The organism is Erythrobacter sp. KY5, assembly GCF_003264115.1.
Lineage (GTDB): Bacteria > Pseudomonadota > Alphaproteobacteria > Sphingomonadales > Sphingomonadaceae > Erythrobacter.
Genome location: NZ_CP021912.1, coordinates 1,686,165 through 1,712,547, shown reverse-complemented (window position 1 = coordinate 1,712,547; position 26,383 = coordinate 1,686,165). Strand labels below are relative to the sequence as shown.

Here is a 26,383-nt window from a genome sequence, read left to right as displayed (position 1 = left end):
AAAGGTCGGTTCGATCAAGCGCAAGTCAAGATCGGCATGGTTTTCCGCGAGTGTGTCACGCAAACAGATCGGTGGTGTCCAGCAGGTTGATGTCGCCGCGCTGGGAAAGGCTTCGGCGGATCATGTATTTGTGCGCAGAGCCGAACATTATCAGCGCGGTGAGGCCTTCCCCAGAAATCTGATCAAGCGCCAAGTTAATCAGATCGGTGTGAGCCTTGTTGATCTGCGTCCAACCGCCTGCCCCAAGGACGGCATCGAAGTGTTGATGATATGGTTCTCTAGACTTCTCAACGAGTTGGTCGAAACTTTCCGTATGGATGAAACGCGGATCATCGCTGTGACCTGACACCAGCCTGGCAAACTTGCTTTGCGCGGCGCGATGCTCCGCCCACTGTCTGGCGCGCGCGGGATCGTTCTCGATGAGGTCAAGTTCATGAGCGCGTTCATCGGCGATTTTTCGGGTCCAGCCGGCGCATCCGAAGAGGCGAAATTTCATCTCTCGGCGGAGCGGAAAAACGACGTCGGTGTATTCGGGAAAAACCTGCGTTCGCGGCTCTTCAACCTTTCCCGTGGCCTCGAATGAAGAAATGGCACGCCCGATCCTGTCTGGCGGAATCTCGGTCAGGATCACGTCTGGAGCGGCTTTTCGGATCGCTTTTTCCAGCACGGCAAGTGAATAGCGCTCGCTACGCCGGTGCCGTGCGTGGATCACGCCCATCACATGGACTTTGGTCGCTGTGGACGCCGCGCTGCAGCCTATCAGGGGATGCGCTGCGACCAGGGTGGCGAGGCTTCCAGCGAGAAACGTGCGGCGCGTAGTAGTCATGCAATCCCCTTCGCAGGCGGGGCGATCAAGGTTACTTGCAAACAGATAACCCAACAGATCCGTCATCGGTCAGAAAGTTTCCATGCTCACATTCTACTGCGACCACCAGTCCGCCCACGCGCCCTTGCGCGAACTCAACAACGGCGAGTGGATGGACTTTGCCGAAAGCCCCGCGAGGCTGGCATCGATCCACGCATCTATCGGCATGGGTGAAGCGCCAAAAGATCACGGGATGGCACCGATTGAGGCCGTGCATGACAGCGAATATCTCGCTTTCTTGAAAAGTGCCCATGATGAGTGGCTTGCTGCGGGACGCGATGGCGATGCCATTGGTTATGCATTCCCTGTGCGCGGGCGCAGGAAGCTGTCGCTCGACCGGATTGACGCGAAATTGGGTGCCTTTGGCTTCGATGCGGCGTCCCCCATATCGGCGGGAACATGGGAAGCTGCCTACTGGAGCGCGCAAAGCGCCGTCAGTGCGCTCGAATCGGTCGCAGACGGCCAAGCCCGCCAGGCGTTCGCGCTTTGCCGCCCACCGGGGCACCATGCGGGCCGCGACTACTTTGGCGGCTATTGTTACATGAACAATGCGGCCATCGTCGCCCGCGCTGCGTGCAATCGTGGGCTGGGTCCTGTCGCGATCCTCGACGTTGATTACCATCACGGAAACGGGACGCAGGACATCTTCTACGAAGATGCAGACGTGTTCTTCGCCTCGATCCACGCTGACCCGGCGGGCGACTATCCGTATTTCTGGGGCCATGCGGATGAGAGGGGCCAGGGTGAGGGTGAAGGCACAACCTCCAATCAGCCGCTGCCCCGTGGCACGACGTGGACCGGTTACGAAGCGGCGCTGGATCGAGCTCTGGAAGCCATCGGTGGCTTTGGCGCGCGCTTCCTCGTCGTCAGCTACGGCGCGGACACGTTCGAGAAGGATCCGATCTCACACTTCCGACTAACCACGCCCGATATGGAACGTATCGGCGCACGGATTGCGCAGGCCCGCCTGGCAAGCGTGGTGGTGATGGAAGGGGGATACCGGATCGATGCGCTTGGGCACAATGTTGCCGCATTTCTGAGCGGATTTGAGCTATAAATCGTTGAAATCACAGGCCATCGCAGCTGGTGAACGGTCCAGCGGCGTGATGGAACGATCACTACCCTCAATCCATAAGATAGGTGAAAGCAAGGCGCGGTCGGCGCACTGCAACTCCACCCCAACCCCATCGAGGAGACACATGACTAACATCAGCACCCTTAAATCGCTTACCCAGACCACGTTCGATTCGGTCGAAGGCTATCGCAAGGCCGTCGACAAGGCAGACAGCCCCGCGCTGAAGGATGCCCTCAATCGCCGCCTGACCTCGCGCGAACAGACGCTTTCGAAGCTGAATTCAGCGCTTGAGAGCAATGGCGAAGAGCGGATTACCTCGTCGAGCATGACCGCATCGACACACCAGACGTTCATGAGCATCGCCGACTCGTTTGAAAACGGCAACGAAGCCGCGGTCGAGCGCGTTGAAGAAGGCGAAGACTATATCGCCGGTCAGTTCCGCGACGCACTCGAAGACGATGATCTTGATGCCTCGTTCCGCAGCCTGATCCAGCAAACGTATCAGGAAATTTCGGAAGGCGAACGGTTTAGCGACATGCTGGAAAAGCAATACGCATAACCGACTGACACCGATCGCAGGTGGGGACCTGCGAATGAGCGTTGAGCGCGCCAGAGTGGCGCCTACGCATCGCCAGACTTTGGCTGCGCTCCGCTCACCTAGTTCAAACTATAATTTTCCCTAACAGCCTTGGGCGCCCACCTTTTCAGGTCGGGCGCCTTTTTTGCTGTCAGCTTCCGTCGGAAACGATGTCTGGCTTGGGCGGTGCCTTTTGCGCGGGTTCGACCAGGCGCAGGTGCAATTCGCGCAGTTGCGCTGGCGTTGCTGTGGATGGCGCGCTCATCATCAGGTCTTCGCCCTTCTGGTTCATCGGGAAAGCGATCACCTCGCGGATCGCCTCCTCGCCAGCGAGCAGCATGACAATGCGGTCGATCCCCGGTGCCGAACCACCATGAGGCGGTGCGCCGAGTTTGAAGGCCTCGATCATGCCGGAGAATTCGCGGTCGACAGTATCCTTGTCGTATCCGGCGATTTCGAAGGCCTTGTACATGATCTCCGGCTTGTGGTTCCGGATCGCGCCTGAGCTCAATTCATAGCCGTTGCAAACGATGTCGTACTGCCACGCCTTGATTTCGAGCGGGTCCATGCTTTCCAGCGCTTCCATCTCGCCTTGCGGCATCGAGAATGGGTTGTGGCTGAAATCGACCTTCTTCGCTTCGTCGTCGTACTCGTACATCGGGAAGTCTACGATCCAGCAGAACTTGAAGCAGTCGGGCTCGATCAGGTCCAGTTGCTCGGCGATCTGCGTACGCGCAGCACCTGCGAGCTTGGCTGCGTCCTTTTCCTTGCCAGCGGCGAAGAACAGGCCGTCATCTGCGCCAAGGCCAAGCTCGTTATAGAGCTCTTCCATGCGATCGGGGCCGTGGTTCTTGGCAATCGGACCGCCGAACTCGCCGCCCTTGCGGGTGACGTAGCCGAGGCCTGCAAAGCCTTCGGAACGCGCCCAGTTGTTCATGTCGTCGAAGAACTTGCGGCTCTTCTCGTTTGTCTTGGGTGCCGGGATGACGCGAACCACGCCGCCGCCGCCAACGATCTTTTCGAACAGGCCAAACCCGCTCTTTTCAAAGTGGCTGGTGACGTCGCTGATGATCAGCGGGTTGCGCAGGTCAGGCTTGTCAGTGCCGTACTTCAGCATCGCCTCGGCATAGGGAATGCGCGGGAATTCGCCCGACTTCGTCACGGTCTTGCCGCCCGAGAACTCTTCGAACACGCCAGCAAGGACCGGCTCCAGCGCCTGAAACACGTCTTCCTGCGTGACGAAGCTCATTTCGAAGTCGAGCTGGTAGAATTCGAGGCTGCGATCAGCGCGCAGGTCTTCGTCGCGGAAGCACGGCGCTATCTGGAAATAGCGGTCGAAGCCGGACACCATCAGCATCTGCTTGAACATCTGTGGCGCCTGCGGGAGCGCGTAGAAGCTGTTCGGGTGCATGCGGCTCGGCACGAGGAAGTCGCGTGCGCCTTCGGGGCTCGATGCGGTGAGGATCGGGGTCTGGAACTCGGTAAAACCCTGTCCAATCATGCGCTGGCGCAGCGAGGTGATGACCTGGCTGCGAAGCATGATGTTGCGGTGCATGACCTCGCGGCGAAGATCTAGAAAGCGATACTTGAGGCGGATGTTCTCCGGATACTCTTCTCCGCTCGCGACCGGCATCGGCAGCTCGTCGGCGGCGCTCTGAACCGTGATCGAGCGTGCGAAAATCTCGATTTCGCCGGTCGGCAGATCCTTGTTCACGGTCTCTGGCGTGCGAGCCTTTACCTCGCCATCGATGGTCACGACCGATTCGGCGCGCAGCTTTTCCAGCACGGGAAGCGCGGGCGAATCCTCGTCCGCCACGATCTGCGTGATGCCGTAATGGTCGCGAAGGTCGACGAACAACACGCCGCCATGGTCGCGTTTCCGGTGCATCCAGCCCGAAAGACGGACGGTTTCGCCGACATTTTCAGCCGAAAGCTGTGCGCAAGTGTGGGAACGGTAGGCGTGCATCTAAATTCTTGTCCTGTTTGGGTGTATGGCGCTAAGGGCGCGCCAGCGCCTCGTAGGACAATTTGTCCCACGTGGATATGCGCGCGCTAACAGGGCATGACCTGCGCTTTGTCAAGTCGCGCACCTCTCGAATTGCTGGGTCCATGAAGACCCGAGAGCGGCACTCCGCTCAACTGAATAGAAACGATAGACATGAAAATACACGACCTGATCACAACTTCCGACGCTCTGGCTGACCTGTGCGAGCGCCTCTCTCAATCCGAATTCGTTGCAGTCGACACCGAATTCATGCGCGAAAACACATACTGGCCTGAATTGTGCCTGGTACAGATCGCCAACACCGAAGAAGCCGCCGCGATTGATCCGCTGGCTGACGGTATCGACCTCACTCCCCTACTCCAGCTGCTGACCGAGAACGATGAGGTTCTGAAGGTCTTCCACGCTGGCGGTCAGGACGTCGAGATCATCGTCAACATGACGGGCAAGACGCCCTTCCCCATTTTCGACACGCAAATCTCGATGATGGCGATCAGCCAGTCCGAACAGATCGGCTATGCCAATCTCGTCGATCACTGGCTGAACATCACGGTTGATAAGGGCGCGCGCTTTACCGACTGGAGCCGGCGTCCCCTCACCGATCGCCAGATCGAATACGCTATCGGCGATGTGACTCACCTTTCGAAGATCTTCCCCAAGATCCTCAAAAAACTGATGAAGACCGAGCGCGGTGTGTGGCTCGATGCGGAGATGGAAAAGCTGGCCGATCCGTCGAATTACATCGTCGATCCCGACGCTTCGTGGAAACGCATCCGACAGCCGGGCCGCAATCCGCTCGTGCTCGGGCGATTGAAAGCGCTTGCAGCATGGCGCGAGGGCGAGGCGCAGCACAAGAATATCCCGCGCGGCCGCATCATGCGCGACGAAACGCTCGCTGACATCGCCTCTCACCCGCCCAAGAAACAGGGCGATCTCGCGAAGGTGCGAGGGCTTTCGGCCTCGTGGAAGGACAACGACATCGGCAAGCGCCTGATGAGGGTCATTTCCGAAGCCGAAGCGCTGCCCAAGTCCGAAATGCCTGAAAAGATGAAACGCGGTGCGCCGCTGGGCAAGGAAGGCGCACTGGTGGCCGACTTGCTCAAGCTGCTGCTGAAAATCCGTGCGCGAGAAATCGACGTTGCCTCCCGCCTTCTGACGCGAGCCGATGAGATGGAAGCGCTCGCTGCCGGTGTTCGCGACCTTCAGGTGCTGCAGGGCTGGCGCTACGATATCTTCGGCAAGGATGCGCTCGAACTGGTTGAAGGCAAGCTCGCTTTCGCGGTCAGGGAAGGCAAACTCACCATGACCCATATCGACGACATGCAGGCAAGCATGGAAGAAGCGCTGGCAGCAGAGTGAGGCGGCATTGAGCACCTACCTGCCCACCATCAAGCAACTGCAATATCTCGTCGCATTGCATGAGCACGGCCATTTCGGCCGCGCTGCCGATGCAAGCTTCGTGTCGCAATCGACGCTTTCGGCGGGGATCCGCGAACTCGAATCGCTGTTGGGCGTGACCCTGGTTGAACGCTCGCGCCGCGTTGTGCGGTTCACCTCTCTGGGTGAGCAGGTGGTGGCCAAGGCCAACAAATTGCTGCGCGAAGCCGAAGAGCTATCGGACCTCGTGCAAGCGGCGGGCAAGCCCTTGTCGGGTCAATTGCGCATGAGCGTTATTCCGACCATCGCGCCTTTCATGATCCCGCGCCTGCTGCCACGCCTCAAGAAAGAGCGCCCCGACCTGCAACTGATGCTGCGCGAAGAAACATCGCACGACGCCCTCGAATCGCTCCAGCATGGCAGGGCTGACTGTGTACTGCTTGCGCTACCGTTCGACACGGGCGAGGCTGACTGGGTGCATATCGCGGATGACCCGCTGTTCGTGGCCTTCCCCAAGGACGACCCGCGCGATCCGCCTGCAGCGATACCGCCTGAAATGATCGATCAGGGGCGTCTGCTGCTGCTCGAAGATGGCCATTGCCTTCGCGACCACGCGCTCGCAGCCTGCAACCGCAGCGAACTGCGCGCGAGCGCCAGCATGATCGGCACAAGCCTGCATACGCTGGTCCAGATGGTCGACAACGACCTTGGCCTTACCTTACTGCCCGAAATGGCGATTGACGCAGGCATCCTGAACGGCACCGAAGTCGTCGCGCGCCCCGTCGAAAGCGAAAACGCCAAGCGCGAGATTGTTCTGGCGTGGCGCAAGAATTCGCCGCGCGAGGCCGATTTCAGGCTACTCGCGGATGAGTTGCGCGCGGGTTGAATCAAGCATGAGGCTGCGCGACTTCGACGCGATCATCTTCGATAATGACGGGGTGCTGGTCGATTCTGAAATCATCCATCTCGACGTTGAGCGCAAGTTGCTTGCCCAGATGGGCCTCGAATACGACCTGAAGGATTATCTTACCCGTTTCGTCGGGCTGTCGAACCGCGACTTCTATGCTGAATTGCGGGCCGATCACGCGCGCATCGTCGGCGGCGAATTGCCGAGCGACTTCGGGGAGACGCTTCAGGAAAAAATCTGGGAGCGGGTGAAGGCAGAATTGCTGCCTATCAGCGGGGTCCCGTCACTGATCGAAGCGTTTGGCGGCAAAGTAGCCGTAGGATCATCCGCACCTTACGAGCGTCTGATAAAGAAGCTGAAGATTGCGGGGCTTTTCCACCTGCTCGCACCCCACATCTATTCCGCCGACCACGTAGAAAACGGGAAGCCAGCACCCGATCTCTTCCTCCACGCCGCCCGGCAGATCGAGGTCTCTCCCGAAACTTGCGTGGTGATCGAAGACAGCGTCAATGGAGTTCGCGCTGCGAAAGCAGCCGGGATGACTACAATCGGCTTTACCGGGGGCGGGCACTGCGATCCGGGGCTTCATCAACGGCTCAAAGCCAGCGGCGCGGACGCGGTCGTTTCAAATCACGCCATGCTCAAATCCATGATCTAGGCAACGCCAACCCGCATCATTCCATGTGCTTCAGACCAACCCGCAGATAGTCCCAGCCGGTAATACAGGTCAGCACTGCGGCGGCCCATAGCGACGCCAGGCCGACCACATGAACCCAGCTTTCGGCAATCGTCTGGCAATCCGGTCCCGGGGACTGACACGGCTGTCCGTGCACGGCTCCGCCAAGGATCAGCGCGCCCAGCGCCACCAGCTGGAACGTCGTCTTCCACTTGGCGAGCTTCGTTACCGGGACCGACACCTGAATCCCGCCGAGAAATTCGCGCAAACCGCTGACGGTGATTTCGCGGATGAGGATGATCGTGCCCGCAATGACATGCATGTCGCCGACATAAGGGCCTCTCAGGAATCCCTGTGCGGTCAGGATCAGGATCACTGCGGCGACCATGATCTTGTCGGCAATCGGGTCAAGGAAGATGCCAAGCTTCGAGACGGTTCCCTGCGCCCGCGCCAGATAGCCGTCGAAGAAGTCGGTGATCGCGATCACGCAATAGACCGCGAAACCGATCAGGTAGCCGAGTTGCCAATCCGGCCACCACAACAGGAAGCCCAGCAGTGGCACGGCGAAAATTCGCGACAGGGTCAGGATGTTTGGCAGTGTCAGCATCTTCGAAGTCCCCCTTAGCGCGGGCGATGCACCAAGCAAATGATCCTGAACGATCTGCTAACAGCTAAACCCCCTCGCACTTGCTCCCGTCGGCATCGTCGCTATGTGGGTGAAAGAAGAGAGAACGGGCAAGCACTGCTTTAACGCATGACCACATCGACGCACCTCATGCGCCGTAAGCGCTTCCTGCCGCTTATGGTCACGCAGTTCTTCAACGCTTTCAACGACAATCTGTACAAGACCGCGCTCGTCCTGTTCGTGGTCTACACCGTTTACAATGACGAACAGCAGGAGGCGCTTTTCAGCGGTCTTGCCTCAGTCATCTTCATCGTGCCCTTCGTCGTGTTCTCTGCGCTTGCAGGACAGCTCGCCGACACGCGCGACAAGGCGCGGATTATCCGCATCGTTAAGATATGCGAGATCGGCTGGGCGTCTTTGGGAGCGGTTGGCCTGTTCATGGCATGGCAGGGCATCATGGTCCACACGGTTGCGATCCCGCTCCTGCTGTTCGTCGTGTTTCTTGCAGCGACGCAATCGACATTCCTCGGGCCGATCAAATACGCAATCCTGCCCCAGCATCTTAAAAAAGAAGAGGTCCTGTCAGGGACCGGGTTGATTGAAGCAGGAACGTATATCGCGATCCTGACCGGCACGATCCTTGCCGGATTTATCGCGGTCGAGATCGCGATGGTGCTGATCATTATCACCGCTTTTGTGGGTTATTGGGTCAGCCGGCATGTGCCCGATGCGCCGCCGCAAAGCGATTACGAAATGCATTACCCGCTGCTTGAGCCTTACCGGGAGAAGGTGGGAAGCAAGCTCCTGCGCTGGCTTGGCTATCCGTTCGTCGCAATCGCTGACCAGGCGATGATGAGCTACAAACTGGTGCGAGACACCGCGCACAACCGCGAGATTTTTCTGGCGATCATCGCGATCAGCTTCTTCTGGACGATTGGCGCGGTGCTGTTCATCCAGTTCCCGCCGCTTGCCAAAAACCAGTTGCTTGCGTCCAAGGAAGTGGCGAGCCTGTTCCTCGTCATCTTTTCAATCGGCATTGCCATCGGTTCGATCGGTATCAACGCGCTTTTGAAAGGCGAAGTGTCGGCGCGTTATTCGCCCGCGTCGGTTATCGTGATGGGCATTTTCGTGATCGGGTTCTATCTGGTCTCGAAAGCATGGACACCCAACGCTGCGGGCGAATTGCTGCCTATCGAGCTGTGGATACTCGAACCGCTTGCGATCCCGCTTTCGCTTATGCTGCTGGGTATCGCGACCGCTGGCGGATTCTTCGTCGTTCCGCTTTATGCGTTCCTGACAACCCGATGCGCGCATGACGCGGCCAGCCGCACGATTGCGGCGAACAATATCGTCAATTCGCTGGCTATGGTGCTGGGCTCTTTGATTGCGATCGGACTGACCGGGCTCGGCATCCCGGTGGTCGAGCAATTGCTCTTCGCAGGTGCGATGACCGTCATTTCGGCATGGCTCGGAACGCTGCTGTTCCGCGCCGAAAAGGACGCAGCGGCGGCCAGGAACCTCGCGGACCCCGCCCCCGCCGAATGATCCTTATATGATGAAGACAAGCATCGCGGCGAAGGCAGCGAAGTAGACGCTGGCAAAGCCGCGCATGTCGTCAGCGGTAAAGCGCCAGAGGCTCTCTGCCGGTTCCTCGATCAGCTCAGCCCTCACTTGCGGCGGCAGGCTGCGGCGGAACGGGTGACCAGCGCCTTCATCGGTCAACACAAGCGAGCGGCGCTTTCGGCCTTGAAGGCGTCTGCGCTCAATTTCGGGGCCAGTGGGTCCGTTCAGGATGGTGTCGAGTGCGACTATGCTCTGTTTCATGGGTTCAGGCGTTAACACTTTCTTAATGATTTACGAGTGCCCGCTTTCCCCTGCCCAAAATGGGGACAGTTAGCCGCTTTTGTGGTTAATCGGTGGAACGCGTGAAAGCGCGCGTTTGCCACTTCACCGTGCCCCGGCTAAGCGCGCGAGCAAGAGGAGAGGACATGTGAGCCAAGCGCAACAGACTGCCGCCGAACTGCTGGTCGATTGCCTGAAAGAACAAGGCACTGACCGCGTTTTTACCGTGCCGGGAGAGAGCTTTCTCGCGGTGCTCGACGCGCTTCACGAGCGTTCGGATATCGAAACCGTGGTGTGCCGGCAGGAAGGCGGCGCGGCGTTCATGGCATGCGCGGACGGGGCGATGAGCGCGGCCGGCGATTGCCTGCGCCCCGGTGTTGCTTTCGTCACCCGCGGGCCGGGCGCGACAAACGCGTCAATCGGCGTACATGTCGCCCATCAGGATTCCCAACCGATGATCCTGTTCGTCGGCGATGTGGCGCGCCCAATGCGGGATCGTGAGGGCTTCCAGGAAGTCAATTTCGAGGCCTTCTTCGGTCCGATCGCCAAATGGGCAGCACGGATCGACTATCCTGCCCGCGTACCAGAATACATCGCGCGCGCATACTCCGTTGCGGTGAGCGGCAGGCCCGGTCCCGTGGTGCTCGCCCTGCCCGAAGACATGTTGTGCGACCCCGTCAGCGCTGACATCAAACCGCGTCCAGCCATTGTCAGGCCCGCGCAGGCTGTCTGCCCCGATGCGATGCAGGCCATGTTCGCCATGCTGGCCGACGCAGCAAGCCCGATCGCCATTATCGGAGGCGCGGGCTGGAACACCAAGGCGCGCGAACATTTTCATGCCTTTGCCGAGAGCGTGGGCCTACCCGTTGCAACTGCCTTTCGCCGGCAGGACGCAATCTCACCGTCCTCGCCCGTTTACGCTGGAAACCTTGGCTATGGCCCCAATCCGGCACTGGTGAAGCGCGTGAAGGAAGCCGATTTCGTCCTCGCCGTGGGCGCGCGATTGGGAGAGGCGACCACTGACGGCTACACATTCCCGGCAACCGATCATCCCGACCAGTTGCTGATTCATGTCCATCCCGATCCGAATGAACTTGGCAGGGTCTATCTTACCGAGCTGGGGCTTGCCTGCTCTGTGGATGAATTCGCGGAAGCTGCGGCGCTGTGGGAAGATCACTCGATCATACCCTTCGACGCCGGGAAAGAGGCTCATGCCGAATGGGAAGCGTGGGCCTCTCACAAGGTTTCGGACAATCCCCCTGCCCTTGATATGGGGGCCTGCGTCACCGCCATGCGCGAGGCGCTGCCTGCCGATACGATCATTTGCAATGGAGCGGGAAATTTCGCCGGGTGGTGGCACCGTTACTGGCGCTATGCCGGTTATCCGAGCCAGCTCGCCCCCACCGCAGGCGCGATGGGATATGGCGTGCCCGCATCGGTTGCAGCCGCGCTGCGTTATCCGGACCGGACAATCGTCGCCGTCGCGGGCGATGGCGATTTCCTGATGAACGGTCAGGAGCTGGCGACCGCCGCTCAATACAACGCCAATCTGATCGTGCTGGTGGTCGACAACGGCGCATACGGCACGATCCGCATGCATCAGGAACGCGAATATCCCGCCCGCGTATCAGGGACCGAGCTGTCGAACCCTGATTTCGCCATGCTGGGCGCATCATTCGGCGCGTGGAGCGCAACTGCGACCACGACGGACGAGTTCACCGCCGCACTCGCCGAGGCCAAGGAACGCATCGGCCTGCGTCTCATTCATATGAAGATCGACGTCGAACAGCTTGCAGCCAGCGGAGCGACGGTGAGTGGCCTGAGGGCCAAAGCCTGACGCAGATGAAAAAAGGCCGCCCCTTTTGACAAGGAGCGGCCTCAATTTCAGTAGCGCAGGCGGCTTAAATGTCGTCGCCAAGAGCGCCCTTCACTTCGCCCTTGGCCTGGTCGGCCTTGCCTTCCATTTCCTCGGCCTTGCCTTCGGCGCGGGTCTCCGGATCGTTCGACTGCTGCTTCAGTTCGCCCTTGGCTTCCTTGAAGTTGCCTTTGATCTTGTCGGTCAGTTCACCCATGGTCTAGCTCCTTGAGGTTGTTACAAAAATGCCCCCATTCACAGGACTGTGAAAGGGGGCACTTGGTTCCATTATTGCGGCAAAAAGACTTACCGCAGCGTCATTCCGCCATCGACCATGTATTCCGAACCGGTGACGTAGGACGCCTGATCCGAAAGCAGGAACAGCGCGACCTGCGCGGCCTCTTCGGAATTGCCGAAACGGCCCAGCGGGACCTGGCTCTTGATCTGTTCGCTCATCTCTTCGACCTGTTCCTCATCAAGGCCCATTCCGTCGAAGAAATTGGTCTCAATCGGGCCCGGCGCGATCGAGTTTACGCGGATATTGCGCTCTGCAAGGTCGGATGCCCAGCTGCGGGATGCCGCGCGGATGGCGCCCTTGGTCGAGGCATAGACCGCGCCCATCGGCTGGCCCAGATAAGGTGAGACCGAAGCGGTCACGACAACGGAACCGCCGTCATTGATGGCGGGGATAAGCTCAGCCATTTGCAGGAACGGGCCCATGACGTTCACATCGGTCATGCCGCGGAACATGTCTTTGTCGACCTTCTTGTTCGGGCCGAACTTGCCAAAACCGGCATTGAGCCACAGCCCGTCAATCCCGCCCATCTGTTCCTTGACCTTGGCACCAAGTTCTTTTGCCGCTTCGGGATCGGATGCGTCGTTGCGCAGCACGAGCGAACCCGACGGGAGCGCCTCGCCTGCTTCGTCCAAGTGATCCTGGCTGGTGCCGGTCACGGCCACTTCGCCGCCTTCGGCAACGATCATTTTCGCGCCTGCAAGCCCCATGCCGCTGGTGCCGCCGGTAATGAGTACGCGTTTGCCTTCGAACCTGTTCATGTCTGTCTCCGTAATTTAAGGGTGTGTCCCTCAATCTACGAAGCGCGGGGGCCTATCGTTCCAATCGAGTGGCCTCGTGCCGATCTATCCCTCGGACATTTTGCAGATCAGCTTCCATTCCTCAGGCTTGATCTTCGCAACCGAAAGACGCGACAGGCGCACCAGCTCGCAATCGGCAAGCTTGGGTTCGGCCTTGATCTGTTTCAGCGTGACCGGGTTGTCGAACTTGCGCTTGGGCTTGATCTTCACCGCCGCCCACTTGCCGGTTTCATCGGTCGGATCGCCGATGCCAGCAACGGTCACTTCGGCGACCCCGACGATCTCCAATCCTTCGCGCGAATGGTAAAAGAACGCCTCATCGCCCACTTCCATGGCTCGCAGGTTGAGCTTGGCCGAGTGGTTGCGCACGCCATCCCAGGTGCCCTCTTCTTCGGCGACCAGATCGTCCCAGCTGTACTTGAAGGGTTCCGACTTCATCAGCCAATAATTGGGCATGGGCTCGCTCTCCTTGTTTGCGGATCTGTGCTGCGTGATTGTGCAGCCCGACCTAGTGCGCCCGCGCGCTCTCTTCCACCCTTTTGCGAACACCCCTCCCCCAAGGGTTAACGGAAACTTCAATATGTCTGAGCAATACCACGCAACAAGTGTTTCATAAGGGGCGTGCCGCAGGCGGCATTGGCATAACAAAACATTGGCCGACACTAATCCTGACAATCCGATTGGAAGCGCAGAGCGCGATCTCGTTGCTCTTGGAGTAGCGATTGCTGCGATCATCCTGTTCGTGGCGACCGGCACTTCGGTGGTTCCAGCCGCGATCAATTCCATACTCGGCAACGGCAATTCGCCGGACAATCTTCTGACCAGCGCCCTGCTTCTCAACATCGTTCTGATCATCTTTTGCTGGCGTCGCTATCGCGATCTTCAAAGCGAGATCGAGGAACGCCGTCGCGCCGAAGAACGCGCGCGCGAACTGGCCGAAATCGACCCACTGACCGGATGCCTCAATCGCCGCAGCATGGCAGGGGCGACCGGTGCCTTGCAGGAATTCGCCAAAGTGCGCGGCCTGGCGATTGCCTATGTCATGATCGACCTCGACAATTTCAAACAGATCAATGACATGCACGGGCATTCCGTCGGGGACAGCGTGCTGGTCCAGATGGCATCGCGCATCCGCAACCAATTGCCGAAGGAAGCCCGCCTTGCGCGGCTGGGTGGAGATGAGTTCGCCTTTGTCACGCCCTACGACCCCGTAAGCCGCGAACGCGTTGACGATCTGGTGGTGCGCCTGTTCGAAAGCATGGCTGTCCCGTTCGAACATAAGGGTATCAGCATCGATGCAACGATATCGATCGGCGTCACATCCGATCACGATGACAAGGGTCTCGATCCCAGTGTGTCGAATTCCGATGCGCTGATGCAACGCGCCGATATGGCGATGTATCAGTCCAAGAAGGAAGGCAAGAACCGCTATTTCTGGTTCGAAACCAGCATGGAAGACGAGCTGCGGTTCCGCCACGAACTCGAATCGGGCATCCGCCGCGGCCTCGCGAATTCCGAATTTGTCCCTTACTATGAACAGCAGGTCGATATCGAGAGCGGAGACCTTGTCGGCTTCGAAATGCTCGCGCGCTGGCATTCGCCGACCATGGGCAAGGTCAGCCCGGAAATCTTCATCCCGGTGGCCGAAGACATTGGCGTCATAACCGAACTCTCCGACCAGTTGATGGCGCAGGCTTTTGCCGATGCGCGCGCATGGCATGAAGACCTGACGCTTTCGATCAACATTTCGCCGGTCCAGCTGCGCGATCCGTGGTTTGCGCAGAAAATCCTGAAGGCGCTGACCAAGCACAACTTCCCGCCGCACCGGCTTGAAATCGAGATCACCGAAAGCTGCCTGCACGAAAACATCGGCATGGTCCGTTCGATCATTACGAGCCTTCGCAATCAGGGTGTGCGTGTGAGCCTCGATGATTTCGGCACGGGCTATTCGAGTCTGGAACAATTGCGCACGCTGCCCTTTGACCGGCTCAAGATCGACCGCAGCTTTGTCGGCGAGCTTCGCAATCCGTCGAACAAGTCGCGGATCGTCGATGCGATCGTCTCACTGGGACGCGGGCTGGACCTGCCGATCACGGCGGAAGGCATCGAGGATGAGGATATCCTCGACGCGCTCAAGAAGATGGGCAAGCTCAAGGGACAGGGATATTATTATGGCCAGCCCGAAAATGCCGAGGAAGTTGCCGAGCGCCTGAAGCGCTCTGGTCGTCTTGTGCGCGAGCGGGTGCCAGAGGTTCCTGCAGTGCGGGAAAGCGCCAGAGCCGAAGAGCACCATGAGCTGCCCCAGCCATCAGGCAAGCGCATCGTCAACCAATAGCTCGCGTGCACCTGCGCGCCCCTAGCACTCACTGACCTTTACGCCGGGCCGCGCGATGCATAGATGCGCAGGGCTATGCGCGTAGACTTCACCAAAATGCACGGCCTCGGCAATGATTTCGTCGTGCTTGACGCGCGTGAACAACGCCTGCCCGCCATATCGAGCGCAATTGCAAGCGCCATCGCGGACCGCAACACCGGCATTGGGTGCGATCAGCTGATCGTGCTTGAACCAAGCGACAGCCACGCATTCAGGATGCGGATTTACAATGCCGACGGCGGAGAGGTCGAAGCCTGCGGAAATGCAAGCCGCGCTGTGGCGATGCTGCATGGCGAACCTGCCGTTATTGAAACTGCTGGAGGAGCGATAAGCCTCGAACCCGCGAATGGCGGCGCGAGCGTCGCTATCGGCAAACCACGCTTTGAGTGGGATGCGATCCCGCTCGCCTACGCGATGGACACCGCGAATATGCCGGTCGGTTGGGGCGAGCTCGAAGCGCCAATAGCGGTGAATGTCGGCAATCCGCATGTGATTTTCTTCGTGCAGGATGCCGATGCAGTCGATCTTGCCGAGCTTGGGCCTCAGATAGAAACCGATGCTCTTTTTCCTGAGCGCATCAACGTAAACGTTGCCAGCCAGGTCGGCGAAAACCACATCAAACTGCGCGTCTGGGAGCGTGGAGCCGGGCTGACGCGTGCTTGCGGCACAGGCGCGTGCGCCACTGCGGTCGCTGCCATTTCGCGGCTTCAAATGAAAGGTCCGGTGACGGTTTCGCTTCCCGGAGGCGATCTCGAAATTGCCTGGGAGCGCGGTAAGAGCATCGTCATGACCGGCCCGGCGACCGAAAGCTTTCGCGGAAGCTTCGAATGGGACGATTTCGCGTGAACGCGCCCGAAGTGATTAGCCTTGGTTGCCGCCTCAACATCGCGGAGGCCGAGCGCATGAAAGACATGCTGGCCGAAGCGGGCGATGTGGTGGTCGTCAATTCATGCGCTGTAACCAGCGAAGCCGTGCGCCAGACCCGCCAGGCGATCCGCAAGGCGCGCGCGGCACGGCCCGACGCGCGCCTGATCGTCACCGGCTGTGCTGCCGATATCGAACGCGAACAAATCGCCGCCATGCCCGAGGTTGACGGGCTGATCGCCAACGCATCGAAGCTCGACCCGCGCAGCTGGAACATCCCGCTGCCCGAAGCCCCGCCGCCGCCGACGCGCACGCGGGCGTTCATCGCGGTTCAGAATGGCTGCGACCACGCCTGCACCTTCTGCGTCATCCCGCAAGGCCGCGGAGAAAGCCGTTCGATGACAATTGCCGAGGTTCTGCGCGAGGTCGAACATCATCTGGAGCTTGGCGCGAAGGAAGTGGTTCTGACCGGCGTCGATGTGACGAGTTGGGGCCACGACCTGCCCGGCACCCCGCCGCTCGGCGCGCTGGTCGGCGCGGTGCTTAAGGAATTTCCCGACTTACCGCGCCTTCGCATGTCCTCGCTCGACGGGATCGAGATTGACGAGGCGCTGTTCGAACTCTTCGCCAGCGAGGAGCGGTTGATGCCGCACCTGCACCTCTCGCTCCAGCATGGGTACGACCTTATCCTCAAGCGCATGAAGCGCCGCCATTCGCGCAAGGATGCGGTCACGCTGGTTGAGCGCCTGAAGCAGCGCCGCCCGGATATCGCCATCGGCGCGGACCTGATCGCTGGCTTTCCCACCGAAACCGAAGAGCATCACGCGGCCAACCTCTCGATCATCGACGAACTGGGCATCGTGCATGGCCACATCTTCCCTTATTCGCCCCGCCCCGGCACGCCCGCCGCGCGCATGCCGCAGGTCGAGCGCCGCGTGGTCAAGGCGCGCGCTGCCGAATTGCGCGAACGGGTTGCACTGCGGCGCAGCGCATGGCTCGGCACGCTTGTGGGCGAAAACCTGCAAGTCCTCGCCGAACGCGACGGTACGGGCTATGCGCCATCCTATGCGCGGGTCGACCTGCCCGAAGGCACTCGTGCCGGACGCATCGTATCAATCACACCCCGCGCCATTGAAGGAGGCCTGCTTAGATGAGTACCAGCTGGAGCGACCGGCTGCTCGGCGGCTTTCGCAAGACTTCCGAACGTCTGGGCGCTAACCTGACCGGTGTCGCGACGCGGCTTGATGAGGCGACGCTCGACGATGTCGAGGACGCGCTGATCATCTCGGACCTTGGCCCGGCAGCAGCGGCCCGCATCCGTGCCAAGCTTAAAGAGAAGAGCTTCGGGCGCGAGATCACGCAGCGCGAACTCAAGGAATCGGTCGCCGAAGAAATCGCGGAAATCCTTCGCCCGGTTGCCAAGCCGCTTGAGATCACGGCCTTCCCGCGCCCGCAGGTTATCCTTGTGATCGGGGTCAATGGATCGGGTAAGACCACCACCATCGCCAAGCTCGCCCACCTCTTTACCGAGGACGATTACGGCGTGCTGCTGGCGGCAGGCGACACGTTCCGCGCGGCAGCCATCGGACAACTCGCCACCTGGGCGGAGCGCGCCGGGGTGGACCTCGTGCGCGGACCCGAGGGCGGCGATCCGGCCTCGATCGTGTTCGATGCGGTCAAGCAGGCGACCGACACCGGGATCGACGCGCTGGTGGTGGACACCGCCGGACGCCTCCAGAACAAGAAAGAGCTGATGGAAGAGCTGGCGAAAATCCGCCGCGTCCTTGGCCGCCTCAACGAAGAGGCCCCGCACGACGTGGTGCTCGTGCTCGACGCAACCAATGGTCAGAACGCGCTTTCGCAGATCGACGTGTTTCAGGAAGTCGCGGGCGTCACCGGCCTCATCATGACCAAGCTGGACGGCACGGCGCGCGGCGGCGTGCTGGTCGCAGCTGCCGAGCAATATGGCCTTCCGATCCATGCCATCGGTGTCGGCGAGAAGATGGAAGACCTGCGGCCCTTCGACCCCGATCTGGTCGCGCGCGTAATCGCAGGAGTGGCCTGATGCCGAGCGAAGAAGCCAAGAAAGCCGGATCAAGCTGGCTCAACGTTGCGGTCGATTATGGGCCGCTGCTGGTGTTCCTCGGCGTCTATCGATGGAACGCGCCCGCCGACCCTAACCCGGCGGGTGAGCTTCTCGCCATCATGTACGGCACGGGCGCCTTCATGGTTGCGGCCATTTCGGCGCTCATTATCTCCAAGTGGAGGCTGGGCAAGGTCTCGCCGATGCTGTGGTTCTCGACCGCGCTGATCGTCGGCTTCGGCGCGCTCACAATCTTCTTCGGTGATCCGGTATTCGTGCAGCTGAAGCCCACGATCATCTACGCGGTATTCGGCGTCGCCTTGCTCGCAGGGTTTTTCATGGGCCGCGCTTTGCTCAAAATCCTGCTCGAAGCCGCGTTTGAGGGGCTGTCGGACGAAGGCTGGCTCAAGCTTTCACGCAACTGGGGGGTGTTCTTCCTCGTGCTCGCAGGTCTCAACGAAGTGCTGCGCGCTCAGATGAGCTTTGAAGGCTGGCTCTGGGCGAAATTCTGGGTGTTCATGCCGCTGAGCTTCCTTTTCACCTTCACCCAGCTGCCGATGCTGATGAAGCACGGGCTGAGCCTTGAAGGCGAGGAAGAGGCGATCAAGGACGAACCGCCGACGGCTTGAGCTACTCCGCCAGACGCGCTTTGAGGATGGCTCTGGCGTTCAGCTCCCAGGTTACCACCGGCATGACAAGTGCCGACACCCCGCCCGAGAATCCGAGCGCCACCAGCGCATAAAATGATCCTGCGCTCATCCTGAGGGAGCTGGAGGCGAGAATTGCTATCCAGCAAACCGATGCGAGTGCGCCGGTCGCAGCAGTCACGATCAACTGTCGCCGGAACGACATGCGGCGATACCAAAACTCGAACAGGCTGGCCGTGACAAGGCATGGAACTGCACCGGCGGAATAAATGATGTAGAAGAGATACGGTCCGAGAAAGAGCCCGAGCAACGGCCATAGTGTGGTCAATGCGAAAAGCGAAAAACCCAAGAGCGGCAAGGTAAGGCACCAAACCGCGATCATTCCAATCCTTTTCGCAACCCCTGCCATGACAAGGGTTTAGCGCATCCGGATTATCGAATTCTGAAGTCAGATCTCGACCTGGCTGCCCAGTTCCACCACCCGGTTGGTCGGCAGCTTGAAGAAGTCCATCGCGCTCGCCGAGTTCCTCAGCATCCACGCAAAGATTTTCTCGCGCCAGATCGGCATTCCCGGCTTGTCAGAAGCCAGCAGCGTCTGGCGTGAGAGGAAGAAGCTGGTCTGCATCATGTCGAAATCGCCGCCGCAATAGATGCCCATGCCCTTGAGGCCCTGGGGCACGTCGGTTTCCTCCATGAAGCCGTATCGCAGAACCGCGCGATAGAAGCCGTCGCCCATGTCGGTGTATTCGCATCGCTCGGACGGGTCGATATAGGGCACGTCCTGAATATCGACGGTCAGGATGACGACGCGTTCATGCAGCACCTTGTTGTGCTTGATATTGTGGAGCAGCGCTGAGGGTACGCCTGCGGTGCTCGACGCCATGAAAATCGCGGTGCCGGGGACGCGCAGGGCCGAGTTCTTGGCCGACTTGGCGAAAATCTCCATCGGCAGCGCGACCTCGCTCATCCGTTCGCGCATGAGCTTGCGCCCGCGCGACCATGTGGTGAGCAGCGTGAAGGCGATGAAGCCGACCATAAGCGGGAACCAGCCGCCATCGGGCACCTTGGTGAGGTTGGCTGCAAAGTATGCTCCGTCCACGATCAGGAACAGCAACACGACAGGCGCGGCGTACCACCACTTCCACTTCCAGACGCTGACGAAGAGAAGGCCCATCAGAAGCGTGTCGATCGTGACAGCGCCCGTGACCGCGATGCCGTAAGCGCTGGCGAGGTTCGACGAGTTCTGGAAGGTCAGCACGAGGATGATGACCGCCACCATCAGCGCCCAGTTCACCACCGGGATATAAATCTGCCCGCCTTCGGTCTCGCTCGTATGGAGGATCGACAGGCGCGGCATGAAGCCCATCTGGACTGCCTGATGCGTAATCGAGAACGCGCCTGAAATCACCGCCTGGCTGGCGATGAAGGTCGCAACGGTCGCGAGGAAAACGAGCGGCAGGCGCCATTCCTCGCTTGCCAGCAGGAAGAACGGGTTCTGCACGACGACAGCCGCTTCCTCTGCCGGGAGCCCTGCGATCATCGCGCCCTGCCCGAAATAGTTGAGCAGCAGGCACGGCATGACAAATCCGAACCAAGAGAGCCGCATCGGCCCGCGTCCAAAGTGCCCCATGTCGGAATAAAGCGCCTCGGACCCGGTCACCGCGAGCACCACCGCGCCCAGCGCGAGGAACGCGACGAAGCCATCGGTGACGAAGAACATCACCGCGTAATACGGGTTGAGCGCCCACAGGATATCGGGGTTGTTGATGATCTGCCACCCGCCCAGCAAAGCGAGCACAAGGAACCAGACGATCATCACCGGCGCAAACAGCGCGCCGACCTTCGCCGTTCCGCGCGCCTGAAGCATGAACAGGAAGACCAGCAGGCCCAGCGCAATGGGAATCACATATTGCTGCAGACCGGCATCGACCACAGTCAGGCCCTCAACCGCCGAGAGCACGGAAATCGCGGGCGTAATCATGGAATCGCCGTAGAAAAGCGATGTCGCAAAAACGCCCAGCAGCACCACGAGCCAGCCATATTTCGACTTGCCCATGTGGCGCGACAACAGCGCGACGAGAGCGAGCGAGCCGCCCTGCCCCTTGTTATCGGCGCGCATCAGGATCGTGACATACTGGATCGCCACTACCAGCAGCATCGACCAGAAGATCAGGCTGACCACGCCCAGCACATGCATCCGGTCAATCGCAACACTTGCCGTACCAGCGAAAGTCTCGCGAAAGGCGTAGAGCGGACTTGTGCCGATATCGCCGAAGACGATGCCGATCGCGCCCACGGCAAGCGCAGCTTTCGAGCCCTTGTGAGAGCCAGCGTGTGCGCCTGTGTGCGCGCCTAGGTGCTCTGGGCCATTGCTTGTCGAAGTGGAGGCTGCGTTATCGCTCATAAATAGCGGCTATCCTGCTGCGCGCGAGTTGGCGGTTTACGCCGCGTCTCGGCCAAGGTCGCGGCCCTTAGCACTGCGCGTTCGCACCTGCAATATCGCGCCCCGCACCGTGCCCCCTACTGGAGCATCGGCGCGTTGGCGATCATCTGGTCGAGCCGGGCAACCTGCGCCTCGGTATCTGCGCGCCACGGTGCATCCTCGGGCGTGTTTTCAAGCAGGCGCGCGAAGGTGTCTCTCGCGGCGATGATCTCGCCCGATCGCAGGAAGGAAACCGCGAGGAAGTAATCCGCGCCCGGATTGTCCGGGTCGATCGCGCGCGCCTTTCCATAAGCATAGAAGGCCGCCGGCGTGACAATTCCGTCCGCATGGCCTGTCAGCGCCATGCCAAGCGCCAGCCAACCCTCGAAATGCTCCGGGTTGTCATTTAACCCGCGCCTGAGCAGCTGTGCCGCCTCGGCAAACTTTCCACGCCGGGCAAAACCATCGGACAACATCAGGTAATCGGGTTTGGGCGTCATCGAATCGAATAATTGGCGGCGCGCCTCGACCATTTCCTCACCCGATCGCTGCTGCGTCGTCTCGGGCTGCTTCGGACTACCGGGTTGCCCCGGCGAACCCTGCATTCCATATGCGGCGAGGCCGAATAACAGCGTTGCCCCGAATACCGCGTAGCCTTCTTTCGGCAGGCGCAGCGTGAAGGCAGCGATTGCGAAGCTGACCAGCGCCAGCGCGAGGATTGCCATCCATGCACCGATCATTGCGCTGGCTCACCATCAGAACGCTTTTTGCCGAGGCGCCGCAGCAGGATTAGCCCTACGAGTGCCAGCAGCACCAGCGGGATCGCAAAAAGCGGCCAGGTGGTCGAGCTGACTTGCGGCTGATAGCTGACATAATCGCCATATCGCTGTGTCAGGAAGCTGCGGATCTGATCGGGGCTTTCGCCCGCAAGCAAGCGAGAGCGCACCTGGTGGCGCATGTCGCCTGCCATCGGCGCATCGCTGTCATTGATGCTTTGCGACTGGCACTTAAGACACCGCAGCGTCTCCATCAGCGCCGTGGCTTCGGCTTCCAGAACCGGATCTTCAAGCTGGGTGTAGGCGTAAGGCGCAGCCGGCATGTTCTGTTGCGCAGCCAGGGGGACCGCGATCAGCGCGAGGACCGCGAAGATAACTCGCATAAGGTTGGCCATCAGCGCGCCTCCTCCAGCTTTTCGAGAAGCAGCGTCACCGTTTCCTCGCGCACGTCACCGATATGCTGATACCGGATGTTGCCTTGCGCATCGATCACGTAGGTTTCAGGCACGCCGGATGCTCCGATCTCGATCATCAATTCGCTGATCTCGTCCGCGCCAATGCGGGTATATGGATTGCCATAGCGGCCAAGGAAGTCCGCCACCGCTTCGGGCCGGTCGCGCACCGCGACGCCGATGATCTCGACGCCCTCTTCGCGAAGACGCTCAAGATGAGGGGCCTCTGCAATACAGGGCAAGCACCAGCTGGCCCAGATGTTGAGCAGGCGAGGCTCGCCACCGACGAAATCTGCGCGGCTGACGCCCGGCATCCCGCCGAGCGCAGGCTCGAGCGTGAATTCGGGTAGCGGCTGCTCGATCATCTGCGAGGGGATCTGGTCTGCTTTGGGCTGGGTCAGCATATACCCAGCCAGCCCTGCGAAGAACAGGAACAGGCCGAGCGGGATGAGGTACAGCGCGCGGTTCATTCCGCAGGCTCCGGCACGGGGCCGCGTGTGCCCAGGTCACCACTGGTAAGCGCGTCCATATCCTCACGCCGGGCATCGCCAAGCGCCTTGGCGTTGCGGCGCTTGAGGTCGACGCGGATGCGGCCGACAATCGACAACACGCCTCCGAACGCGATCAGCAGACCGCCATACCAGATGAAGGTCACGAACGGCTTCCACCAGACGCGCAGCTGCCAGCGCATGTTGCCATTGGCATCAACGCCTGCCTGATCGCCGATCACGGCGTAGAGCTGCCCGTCCCAGCGGGTGACGAGCGCGCTTTCGCTGGTGGCCTGCGGGGGCGACCAGAAATTGCGCGCCTGCGGGTTGAGTTCGATCCGTTCGCCTCCATCGCGTGAAGCGAAGATGCGGGCCTCGACAGCGGTCCAGTTGGGGCCGGCCACAGGATCGACGCTTTCAAGCTCGATGGTCCAGCCGGCAACTTCTTCCACGCCGCCGGGCGCGACTGCTGCGAGCTTCTCTGAAGTAAACGCCGTTTCGCAGGCCATTCCGAAAAGGGCCACCGCGACCCCGAAATGGGCCATCACCATGCCCCATGTTGCCGTCGGCACACGGCGCAGATTGCGTCCGCGCAGTGGCAGGAAAGCGGCGATGCCAAGCCCGATGGCGAGCGCAAGTCCAAGAACGGACAAGATGCTGTAATCGCCAAGGATCGCGACGAGCGCACAGACCGCAATGACCACGGCAGCGAGCATTGCGAGTTCAAACTGGATGCGCGCCGGTTTGTCGTCCTTCCAGCGCAGCAACGGACCCACCGCCATGACCAGGAACATCGGGATAGCGAAGATCGCACCGGCCGGGTTGAAGTAAGGCGGACCCACGCTGACGCGCACATCGAACGCCTCGGTCAGTAGCGGATAGAGCGTGCCCAGAAGCACGATCGCAAGGATCGCCGACAGCATGACGTTGTTGAACACCAAGGCGCCTTCGCGGCTTGTGAAAGAGAAGCGCTTGCCCTCGGCGATGCTGCCTGCACGCAGGGCAAAAACACCGAGCGCGCCGCCGATATACAGGCCAAGCAGGATCAGGATGAACGTACCGCGCTCAGGATCGACTGCGAAGGCATGGACGCTGGTGAGGACGCCAGAGCGCACAAGGAACGTGCCCAGCATCGACATCGAGAATGCGAGCACACCCAGCATGATCGTCCACGTGCGCAGCGCATCGCGTGCGGCCAGCACGCTGACCGAATGCAAGAGCGCGGTCGCGGCAAGCCACGGCATGAGCGAGGCATTCTCCACCGGGTCCCAGAACCACCAGCCGCCCCAGCCAAGCTCGTAATAGGCCCAGTAAGAACCCGCCGTAATCCCGAAAGTCAGGAAGACCCACGCCGCCAGCACCCACGGGCGCATGACCTTGGCGAAATCGGGCGTCACCTGCTTGGTGATGAGCGCGCCCATGCACAGGCTGAAGGCGACCGAAAGCCCGACATAACCGACATAGAGTGTCGGCGGATGGATCGCGAGGCCGATATCCTGAAGCAGCGGGTTGAGCCCCGACCCTTCGAGCGCAGGGACCGGAAGCCGCTCAAACGGGTTCGAGGACAAGAGCAGAAACGCGTAGAAACCAAGCGCTACAAAACCCTGCACGCCGAGCGTCGCGCTCATCGTCTTTTCGGGCAAACGCCGCTCAAGCCCGGCAAGCAATCCGCCCGACAGCGCAAGCACCGCGACCCAAAGGAGCATCGAGCCCTCGTGGTTTCCCCAGGTGCCGGTAAGCTTGTAGATAAAGGGCTTGGCTGAGTGCGAATTGGTGGCGACCAGTTTGATCGACAGGTCGGTTATCGCAAAGGCCCACAGCAGCAGGAAAAAAGCGAGCGTCGCAAGGAAAGCCTGCACCACGGCAGCCGGGCGGGCATAGATTGCGAACCGGGCATTGTACCCGCCCGCAAGGCCCATCGCGCCAGAGGCCATCTGCAAGACGGCGAGCGCAGCCGAAAGCCACAGGGCGACAAGTCCAAGTTCTGCAATCATTGGGGCTTACTCGATCCCTCGCGTGGTCTGCGCGACGGTTTCCGCATATTCATCGGCCTGATGCCCCTCGAGCCCTTCAAGCTCGCGCGGCACATAATTCTCATCGTGCTTGGCAAGCAGGTTCGTCGCAAGGAACGTGCCATCAGCCTGAAGGCTGCCCTCTGCCACGACGCCGGAATTTTCGACGAACAGGTCTGGCAGAATGCCCGAATAGGTCACCGGGATCGTGCTGTCGCCATTGCCGGTCACAACGAAGTTGACGGTGATCCCGTCAGCCTGCGTCTCGATCGAGCCTTCCTGAACCATGCCTCCCAAACGGACGGCCTGTCCCACGGCGGGCGGCTCTGCGGCCATCTGCTCGGGCAGGTAGAAATAGTTCGCCTGGCTGCGCAGCGCCCATGTCGCAATCAGGCCAGCGCCGATGATCGCGACGATGGCAAGCACCACAAGGGTCATGCGTTGATGTTTGGCTTTCATTTGCGCCTCATGTCCTCACGACGTTTCTCTGCACGGCGCATGGTGGTGTAGCTCCACGCGATCAGCAATCCCAGCGCTACCGCGCCAACGGCATATGCCCCGATGACATAGGGCCAGTGGTCGAGCGCCTCTCTCATTCCGCAGGCTCCGCGATAGTGGACGCCGCGCGAGGCGCATCATCATCAAGCGCGCGGCGGCGCAGGCGCGCTTCCACCTGTTGCTCTGCAATAAGAGCGCGCATCCGCATCAGCACCACGCCTCCGAACAACAGCGAGAAACCCAGCACCGCCACCAGCAGCGGCCACAGAAAGGTCGGGTCAATCGCGCTCTTCCCGACAGTGATCGAAGGTGGCTGGTGAAGCGAGTTCCACCATACCACGGATCGGTTGATGATCGGCACGTTAATCGCGCCCACCAGACCGAAAATCGCCGGGATCTTGTACGATCCGCCTTCGCGAGCCGACGCTTGAGTCAAGGCGATATAACCGCCGTAAAGGAACAGCAGCACCAGCATGCTGGTCAGCCGCCCGTCCCATTCCCACCAGGTCCCCCATGTCGGGCGCCCCCAGATCGAACCGGTCGCCAGACAGATCGCGCAAAACACCATACCCGGCACCGCGATCGCGCGCGCCGCAAGCCCTGCGAGCGGATGTTTCCAGATCAGCAGAGCCCCGCTCGCAATCGCAAGGCCGGCCCAGCCGCCCATGCCGAGCCACGCGGCGGGCACATGAATGAAAAGGATGCGCACGCTCTCGCCCATCAGGCGGTCGGGCGGCACCATGAACAGACCCCAAGCGACCGCGCCCAGCGAAAGGACCAACCCGCTCCAGAACAGAAGCGGGGTGAGCCATTTGGCGAGCGACAAAAAGCGCTTTGGATTGGCGTATATATGCACCGGTTATTCCCTTGC

Annotated in this window: 28 protein-coding genes; 12 read left to right on the top strand and 16 right to left on the bottom strand. The window is 60.6% G+C overall.

Annotation, left to right across the window (positions count from 1 at the left end):
- Positions 1 to 55: 55 nt before the first annotated feature.
- Positions 56 to 892, bottom strand: coding sequence for a hypothetical protein (locus CD351_RS08085; RefSeq protein ID WP_111992144.1), 837 nt, complete (start codon positions 890 to 892; stop codon positions 56 to 58).
- Positions 893 to 908: 16 nt separating this feature from the next.
- Between CD351_RS08085 and CD351_RS08080 the strand changes: the two genes are divergently transcribed.
- Together CD351_RS08080 and CD351_RS08075 are read left to right on the top strand one after the other, a co-directional pair.
- A complete protein-coding gene (locus CD351_RS08080; RefSeq protein ID WP_111992142.1) occupies positions 909 to 1,922 on the top strand; it encodes a histone deacetylase family protein in 1,014 nt (337 codons plus the stop codon).
- Positions 1,923 to 2,064: 142 nt separating this feature from the next.
- The gene (locus tag CD351_RS08075) at positions 2,065 to 2,499 is read left to right on the top strand and encodes a PA2169 family four-helix-bundle protein (protein ID WP_111992141.1); all 435 of its coding nucleotides are present in this window, start codon (positions 2,065 to 2,067) and stop codon (positions 2,497 to 2,499) included.
- Positions 2,500 to 2,668: 169 nt separating this feature from the next.
- Here the strand turns inward: CD351_RS08075 and aspS are convergent, their stop codons facing one another.
- The gene (gene aspS, locus CD351_RS08070; RefSeq protein ID WP_111992139.1) at positions 2,669 to 4,483 is read right to left on the bottom strand and encodes an aspartate--tRNA ligase; all 1,815 of its coding nucleotides are present in this window, start codon (positions 4,481 to 4,483) and stop codon (positions 2,669 to 2,671) included.
- 192 nt (positions 4,484 to 4,675) lie between these two features.
- Between aspS and rnd the strand changes: the two genes are divergently transcribed.
- The 3 genes from rnd to CD351_RS08055 are packed head-to-tail and all read left to right on the top strand — an operon-like array spanning position 4,676 to position 7,461.
- Positions 4,676 to 5,878 (top strand): ribonuclease D, encoded by a 1,203-nt coding sequence (gene rnd / locus CD351_RS08065; protein ID WP_111992137.1) that lies wholly within the window; start codon positions 4,676 to 4,678, stop codon positions 5,876 to 5,878.
- Positions 5,879 to 5,885: 7 nt separating this feature from the next.
- Positions 5,886 to 6,782 (top strand): hydrogen peroxide-inducible genes activator, encoded by an 897-nt coding sequence (locus tag CD351_RS08060; RefSeq protein WP_111992135.1) that lies wholly within the window; start codon positions 5,886 to 5,888, stop codon positions 6,780 to 6,782.
- Between the two features lie 7 nt (positions 6,783 to 6,789).
- Entirely contained in the window at positions 6,790 to 7,461 is a 672-nt protein-coding gene (locus tag CD351_RS08055) for an HAD family phosphatase (protein ID WP_234027075.1), read from the top strand.
- A gap of 16 nt (positions 7,462 to 7,477) precedes the next feature.
- On the opposite strand, the gene pgsA is transcribed toward CD351_RS08055, so the two are convergent.
- Positions 7,478 to 8,086 carry a CDP-diacylglycerol--glycerol-3-phosphate 3-phosphatidyltransferase gene (pgsA, locus tag CD351_RS08050; protein ID WP_111992131.1) on the bottom strand — a complete coding sequence of 203 codons (609 nt, stop codon included), beginning with the start codon at positions 8,084 to 8,086 and terminating at the stop codon, positions 7,478 to 7,480.
- 147 nt (positions 8,087 to 8,233) lie between these two features.
- On the opposite strand from pgsA, the gene CD351_RS08045 reads away from it, so the two are divergent.
- On the top strand, positions 8,234 to 9,649 hold the full coding sequence (locus CD351_RS08045; protein WP_111992130.1) for an MFS transporter: 1,416 nt from the start codon (positions 8,234 to 8,236) through the stop codon (positions 9,647 to 9,649).
- Positions 9,650 to 9,652: 3 nt separating this feature from the next.
- On the opposite strand, the gene CD351_RS08040 is transcribed toward CD351_RS08045, so the two are convergent.
- Complete coding sequence (locus CD351_RS08040; RefSeq protein WP_234027074.1) at positions 9,653 to 9,928, bottom strand: hypothetical protein; 276 nt, start codon at positions 9,926 to 9,928, stop codon at positions 9,653 to 9,655.
- A gap of 166 nt (positions 9,929 to 10,094) precedes the next feature.
- Between CD351_RS08040 and CD351_RS08035 the strand changes: the two genes are divergently transcribed.
- A complete protein-coding gene (locus tag CD351_RS08035; RefSeq protein WP_111992129.1) occupies positions 10,095 to 11,783 on the top strand; it encodes a thiamine pyrophosphate-binding protein in 1,689 nt (562 codons plus the stop codon).
- A gap of 64 nt (positions 11,784 to 11,847) precedes the next feature.
- Here the strand turns inward: CD351_RS08035 and CD351_RS08030 are convergent, their stop codons facing one another.
- The 3 genes from CD351_RS08030 to CD351_RS08020 all read right to left on the bottom strand — a co-directional run bounded on the left by CD351_RS08030 (position 11,848) and on the right by CD351_RS08020 (position 13,352).
- The gene (locus CD351_RS08030; protein ID WP_007163721.1) at positions 11,848 to 12,018 is read right to left on the bottom strand and encodes a CsbD family protein; all 171 of its coding nucleotides are present in this window, start codon (positions 12,016 to 12,018) and stop codon (positions 11,848 to 11,850) included.
- An 89-nt stretch (positions 12,019 to 12,107) separates the two neighbouring features.
- On the bottom strand, positions 12,108 to 12,857 hold the full coding sequence (locus CD351_RS08025; RefSeq protein ID WP_111992127.1) for an SDR family oxidoreductase: 750 nt from the start codon (positions 12,855 to 12,857) through the stop codon (positions 12,108 to 12,110).
- A gap of 84 nt (positions 12,858 to 12,941) precedes the next feature.
- On the bottom strand, positions 12,942 to 13,352 hold the full coding sequence (locus CD351_RS08020; RefSeq protein WP_111992125.1) for an EVE domain-containing protein: 411 nt from the start codon (positions 13,350 to 13,352) through the stop codon (positions 12,942 to 12,944).
- Positions 13,353 to 13,548: 196 nt separating this feature from the next.
- Between CD351_RS08020 and CD351_RS08015 the strand changes: the two genes are divergently transcribed.
- The 5 genes from CD351_RS08015 (at position 13,549) to CD351_RS07995 (ending at position 18,846) form a co-directional block, all read left to right on the top strand.
- Positions 13,549 to 15,231, top strand: coding sequence for a bifunctional diguanylate cyclase/phosphodiesterase (locus tag CD351_RS08015; RefSeq protein ID WP_111992123.1), 1,683 nt, complete (start codon positions 13,549 to 13,551; stop codon positions 15,229 to 15,231).
- A 75-nt stretch (positions 15,232 to 15,306) separates the two neighbouring features.
- Complete coding sequence (dapF, locus tag CD351_RS08010) at positions 15,307 to 16,116, top strand: diaminopimelate epimerase (protein ID WP_111992122.1); 810 nt, start codon at positions 15,307 to 15,309, stop codon at positions 16,114 to 16,116.
- The gene (locus CD351_RS08005; protein WP_234027073.1) at positions 16,098 to 17,288 is read left to right on the top strand and encodes a MiaB/RimO family radical SAM methylthiotransferase; all 1,191 of its coding nucleotides are present in this window, start codon (positions 16,098 to 16,100) and stop codon (positions 17,286 to 17,288) included. The genes dapF and CD351_RS08005 overlap by 19 nt, the downstream gene beginning before the upstream one ends.
- A complete protein-coding gene (gene ftsY, locus CD351_RS08000; protein WP_111992120.1) occupies positions 17,285 to 18,199 on the top strand; it encodes a signal recognition particle-docking protein FtsY in 915 nt (304 codons plus the stop codon). Before CD351_RS08005 ends, ftsY begins: the two co-directional genes overlap by 4 nt.
- Positions 18,199 to 18,846, top strand: a complete 648-nt coding sequence (locus tag CD351_RS07995) for an inner membrane-spanning protein YciB (RefSeq protein WP_111992118.1) — start codon at positions 18,199 to 18,201, stop codon at positions 18,844 to 18,846. The genes ftsY and CD351_RS07995 overlap by 1 nt, the downstream gene beginning before the upstream one ends.
- Position 18,847: 1 nt before the next feature.
- Here CD351_RS07995 and CD351_RS07990 read toward each other — a convergent pair whose 3' ends face one another.
- The 9 genes from CD351_RS07990 to ccmC all read right to left on the bottom strand — a co-directional run bounded on the left by CD351_RS07990 (position 18,848) and on the right by ccmC (position 26,368).
- Entirely contained in the window at positions 18,848 to 19,246 is a 399-nt protein-coding gene (locus tag CD351_RS07990; protein ID WP_111992116.1) for a hypothetical protein, read from the bottom strand.
- Between the two features lie 66 nt (positions 19,247 to 19,312).
- Positions 19,313 to 21,268, bottom strand: a complete 1,956-nt coding sequence (locus CD351_RS07985) for a potassium transporter Kup (RefSeq protein ID WP_111992115.1) — start codon at positions 21,266 to 21,268, stop codon at positions 19,313 to 19,315.
- 116 nt (positions 21,269 to 21,384) lie between these two features.
- Complete coding sequence (locus tag CD351_RS07980) at positions 21,385 to 22,026, bottom strand: tetratricopeptide repeat protein (protein ID WP_111992113.1); 642 nt, start codon at positions 22,024 to 22,026, stop codon at positions 21,385 to 21,387.
- Positions 22,023 to 22,457 carry a cytochrome c-type biogenesis protein gene (locus CD351_RS07975; RefSeq protein ID WP_111992111.1) on the bottom strand — a complete coding sequence of 145 codons (435 nt, stop codon included), beginning with the start codon at positions 22,455 to 22,457 and terminating at the stop codon, positions 22,023 to 22,025. Before CD351_RS07975 ends, CD351_RS07980 begins: the two co-directional genes overlap by 4 nt.
- On the bottom strand, positions 22,457 to 22,984 hold the full coding sequence (locus CD351_RS07970) for a DsbE family thiol:disulfide interchange protein (protein WP_111992109.1): 528 nt from the start codon (positions 22,982 to 22,984) through the stop codon (positions 22,457 to 22,459). The genes CD351_RS07975 and CD351_RS07970 overlap by 1 nt, the downstream gene beginning before the upstream one ends.
- Positions 22,981 to 24,996, bottom strand: coding sequence for a heme lyase CcmF/NrfE family subunit (locus CD351_RS07965; protein WP_111992108.1), 2,016 nt, complete (start codon positions 24,994 to 24,996; stop codon positions 22,981 to 22,983). The genes CD351_RS07970 and CD351_RS07965 overlap by 4 nt, the downstream gene beginning before the upstream one ends.
- A gap of 6 nt (positions 24,997 to 25,002) precedes the next feature.
- Positions 25,003 to 25,473: a cytochrome c maturation protein CcmE gene (ccmE, locus tag CD351_RS07960; RefSeq protein WP_111992107.1), complete on the bottom strand. Its 471-nt coding sequence runs from the start codon at positions 25,471 to 25,473 to the stop codon at positions 25,003 to 25,005.
- The gene (gene ccmD / locus CD351_RS07955) at positions 25,470 to 25,610 is read right to left on the bottom strand and encodes a heme exporter protein CcmD (RefSeq protein ID WP_111992106.1); all 141 of its coding nucleotides are present in this window, start codon (positions 25,608 to 25,610) and stop codon (positions 25,470 to 25,472) included. The genes ccmE and ccmD overlap by 4 nt, the downstream gene beginning before the upstream one ends.
- Positions 25,607 to 26,368, bottom strand: coding sequence for a heme ABC transporter permease CcmC (gene ccmC, locus CD351_RS07950; protein WP_111992105.1), 762 nt, complete (start codon positions 26,366 to 26,368; stop codon positions 25,607 to 25,609). Before ccmC ends, ccmD begins: the two co-directional genes overlap by 4 nt.
- Positions 26,369 to 26,383: the final 15 nt, after the last annotated feature.

Bases quoted from the DNA above. Each gene is read 5' to 3' on its own strand.
- CD351_RS08085 (WP_111992144.1), bottom strand. From the start codon at position 892: ATGACGGATCTGTTGGGTTATCTGTTTGCAAGTAACCTTGATCGCCCC.
- CD351_RS08080 (WP_111992142.1), top strand. From the start codon at position 909: ATGCTCACATTCTACTGCGACCACCAGTCCGCCCACGCGCCCTTGCGC.
- CD351_RS08075 (WP_111992141.1), top strand. From the start codon at position 2,065: ATGACTAACATCAGCACCCTTAAATCGCTTACCCAGACCACGTTCGAT.
- aspS (WP_111992139.1), bottom strand. From the start codon at position 4,483: ATGCACGCCTACCGTTCCCACACTTGCGCACAGCTTTCGGCTGAAAAT.
- rnd (WP_111992137.1), top strand. From the start codon at position 4,676: ATGAAAATACACGACCTGATCACAACTTCCGACGCTCTGGCTGACCTG.
- CD351_RS08055 (WP_234027075.1), top strand. From the start codon at position 6,790: ATGAGGCTGCGCGACTTCGACGCGATCATCTTCGATAATGACGGGGTG.
- pgsA (WP_111992131.1), bottom strand. From the start codon at position 8,086: ATGCTGACACTGCCAAACATCCTGACCCTGTCGCGAATTTTCGCCGTG.
- CD351_RS08045 (WP_111992130.1), top strand. From the start codon at position 8,234: ATGACCACATCGACGCACCTCATGCGCCGTAAGCGCTTCCTGCCGCTT.
- CD351_RS08040 (WP_234027074.1), bottom strand. From the start codon at position 9,928: ATGAAACAGAGCATAGTCGCACTCGACACCATCCTGAACGGACCCACT.
- CD351_RS08030 (WP_007163721.1), bottom strand. From the start codon at position 12,018: ATGGGTGAACTGACCGACAAGATCAAAGGCAACTTCAAGGAAGCCAAG.
- CD351_RS08025 (WP_111992127.1), bottom strand. From the start codon at position 12,857: ATGAACAGGTTCGAAGGCAAACGCGTACTCATTACCGGCGGCACCAGC.
- CD351_RS08020 (WP_111992125.1), bottom strand. From the start codon at position 13,352: ATGCCCAATTATTGGCTGATGAAGTCGGAACCCTTCAAGTACAGCTGG.
- dapF (WP_111992122.1), top strand. From the start codon at position 15,307: ATGCGCGTAGACTTCACCAAAATGCACGGCCTCGGCAATGATTTCGTC.
- CD351_RS08005 (WP_234027073.1), top strand. From the start codon at position 16,098: ATGGGACGATTTCGCGTGAACGCGCCCGAAGTGATTAGCCTTGGTTGC.
- ftsY (WP_111992120.1), top strand. From the start codon at position 17,285: ATGAGTACCAGCTGGAGCGACCGGCTGCTCGGCGGCTTTCGCAAGACT.
- CD351_RS07995 (WP_111992118.1), top strand. From the start codon at position 18,199: ATGCCGAGCGAAGAAGCCAAGAAAGCCGGATCAAGCTGGCTCAACGTT.
- CD351_RS07990 (WP_111992116.1), bottom strand. From the start codon at position 19,246: ATGATCGCGGTTTGGTGCCTTACCTTGCCGCTCTTGGGTTTTTCGCTT.
- CD351_RS07985 (WP_111992115.1), bottom strand. From the start codon at position 21,268: ATGAGCGATAACGCAGCCTCCACTTCGACAAGCAATGGCCCAGAGCAC.
- CD351_RS07980 (WP_111992113.1), bottom strand. From the start codon at position 22,026: ATGATCGGTGCATGGATGGCAATCCTCGCGCTGGCGCTGGTCAGCTTC.
- CD351_RS07975 (WP_111992111.1), bottom strand. From the start codon at position 22,457: ATGGCCAACCTTATGCGAGTTATCTTCGCGGTCCTCGCGCTGATCGCG.
- CD351_RS07970 (WP_111992109.1), bottom strand. From the start codon at position 22,984: ATGAACCGCGCGCTGTACCTCATCCCGCTCGGCCTGTTCCTGTTCTTC.
- CD351_RS07965 (WP_111992108.1), bottom strand. From the start codon at position 24,996: ATGATTGCAGAACTTGGACTTGTCGCCCTGTGGCTTTCGGCTGCGCTC.
- ccmE (WP_111992107.1), bottom strand. From the start codon at position 25,473: ATGAAAGCCAAACATCAACGCATGACCCTTGTGGTGCTTGCCATCGTC.
- ccmD (WP_111992106.1), bottom strand. From the start codon at position 25,610: ATGAGAGAGGCGCTCGACCACTGGCCCTATGTCATCGGGGCATATGCC.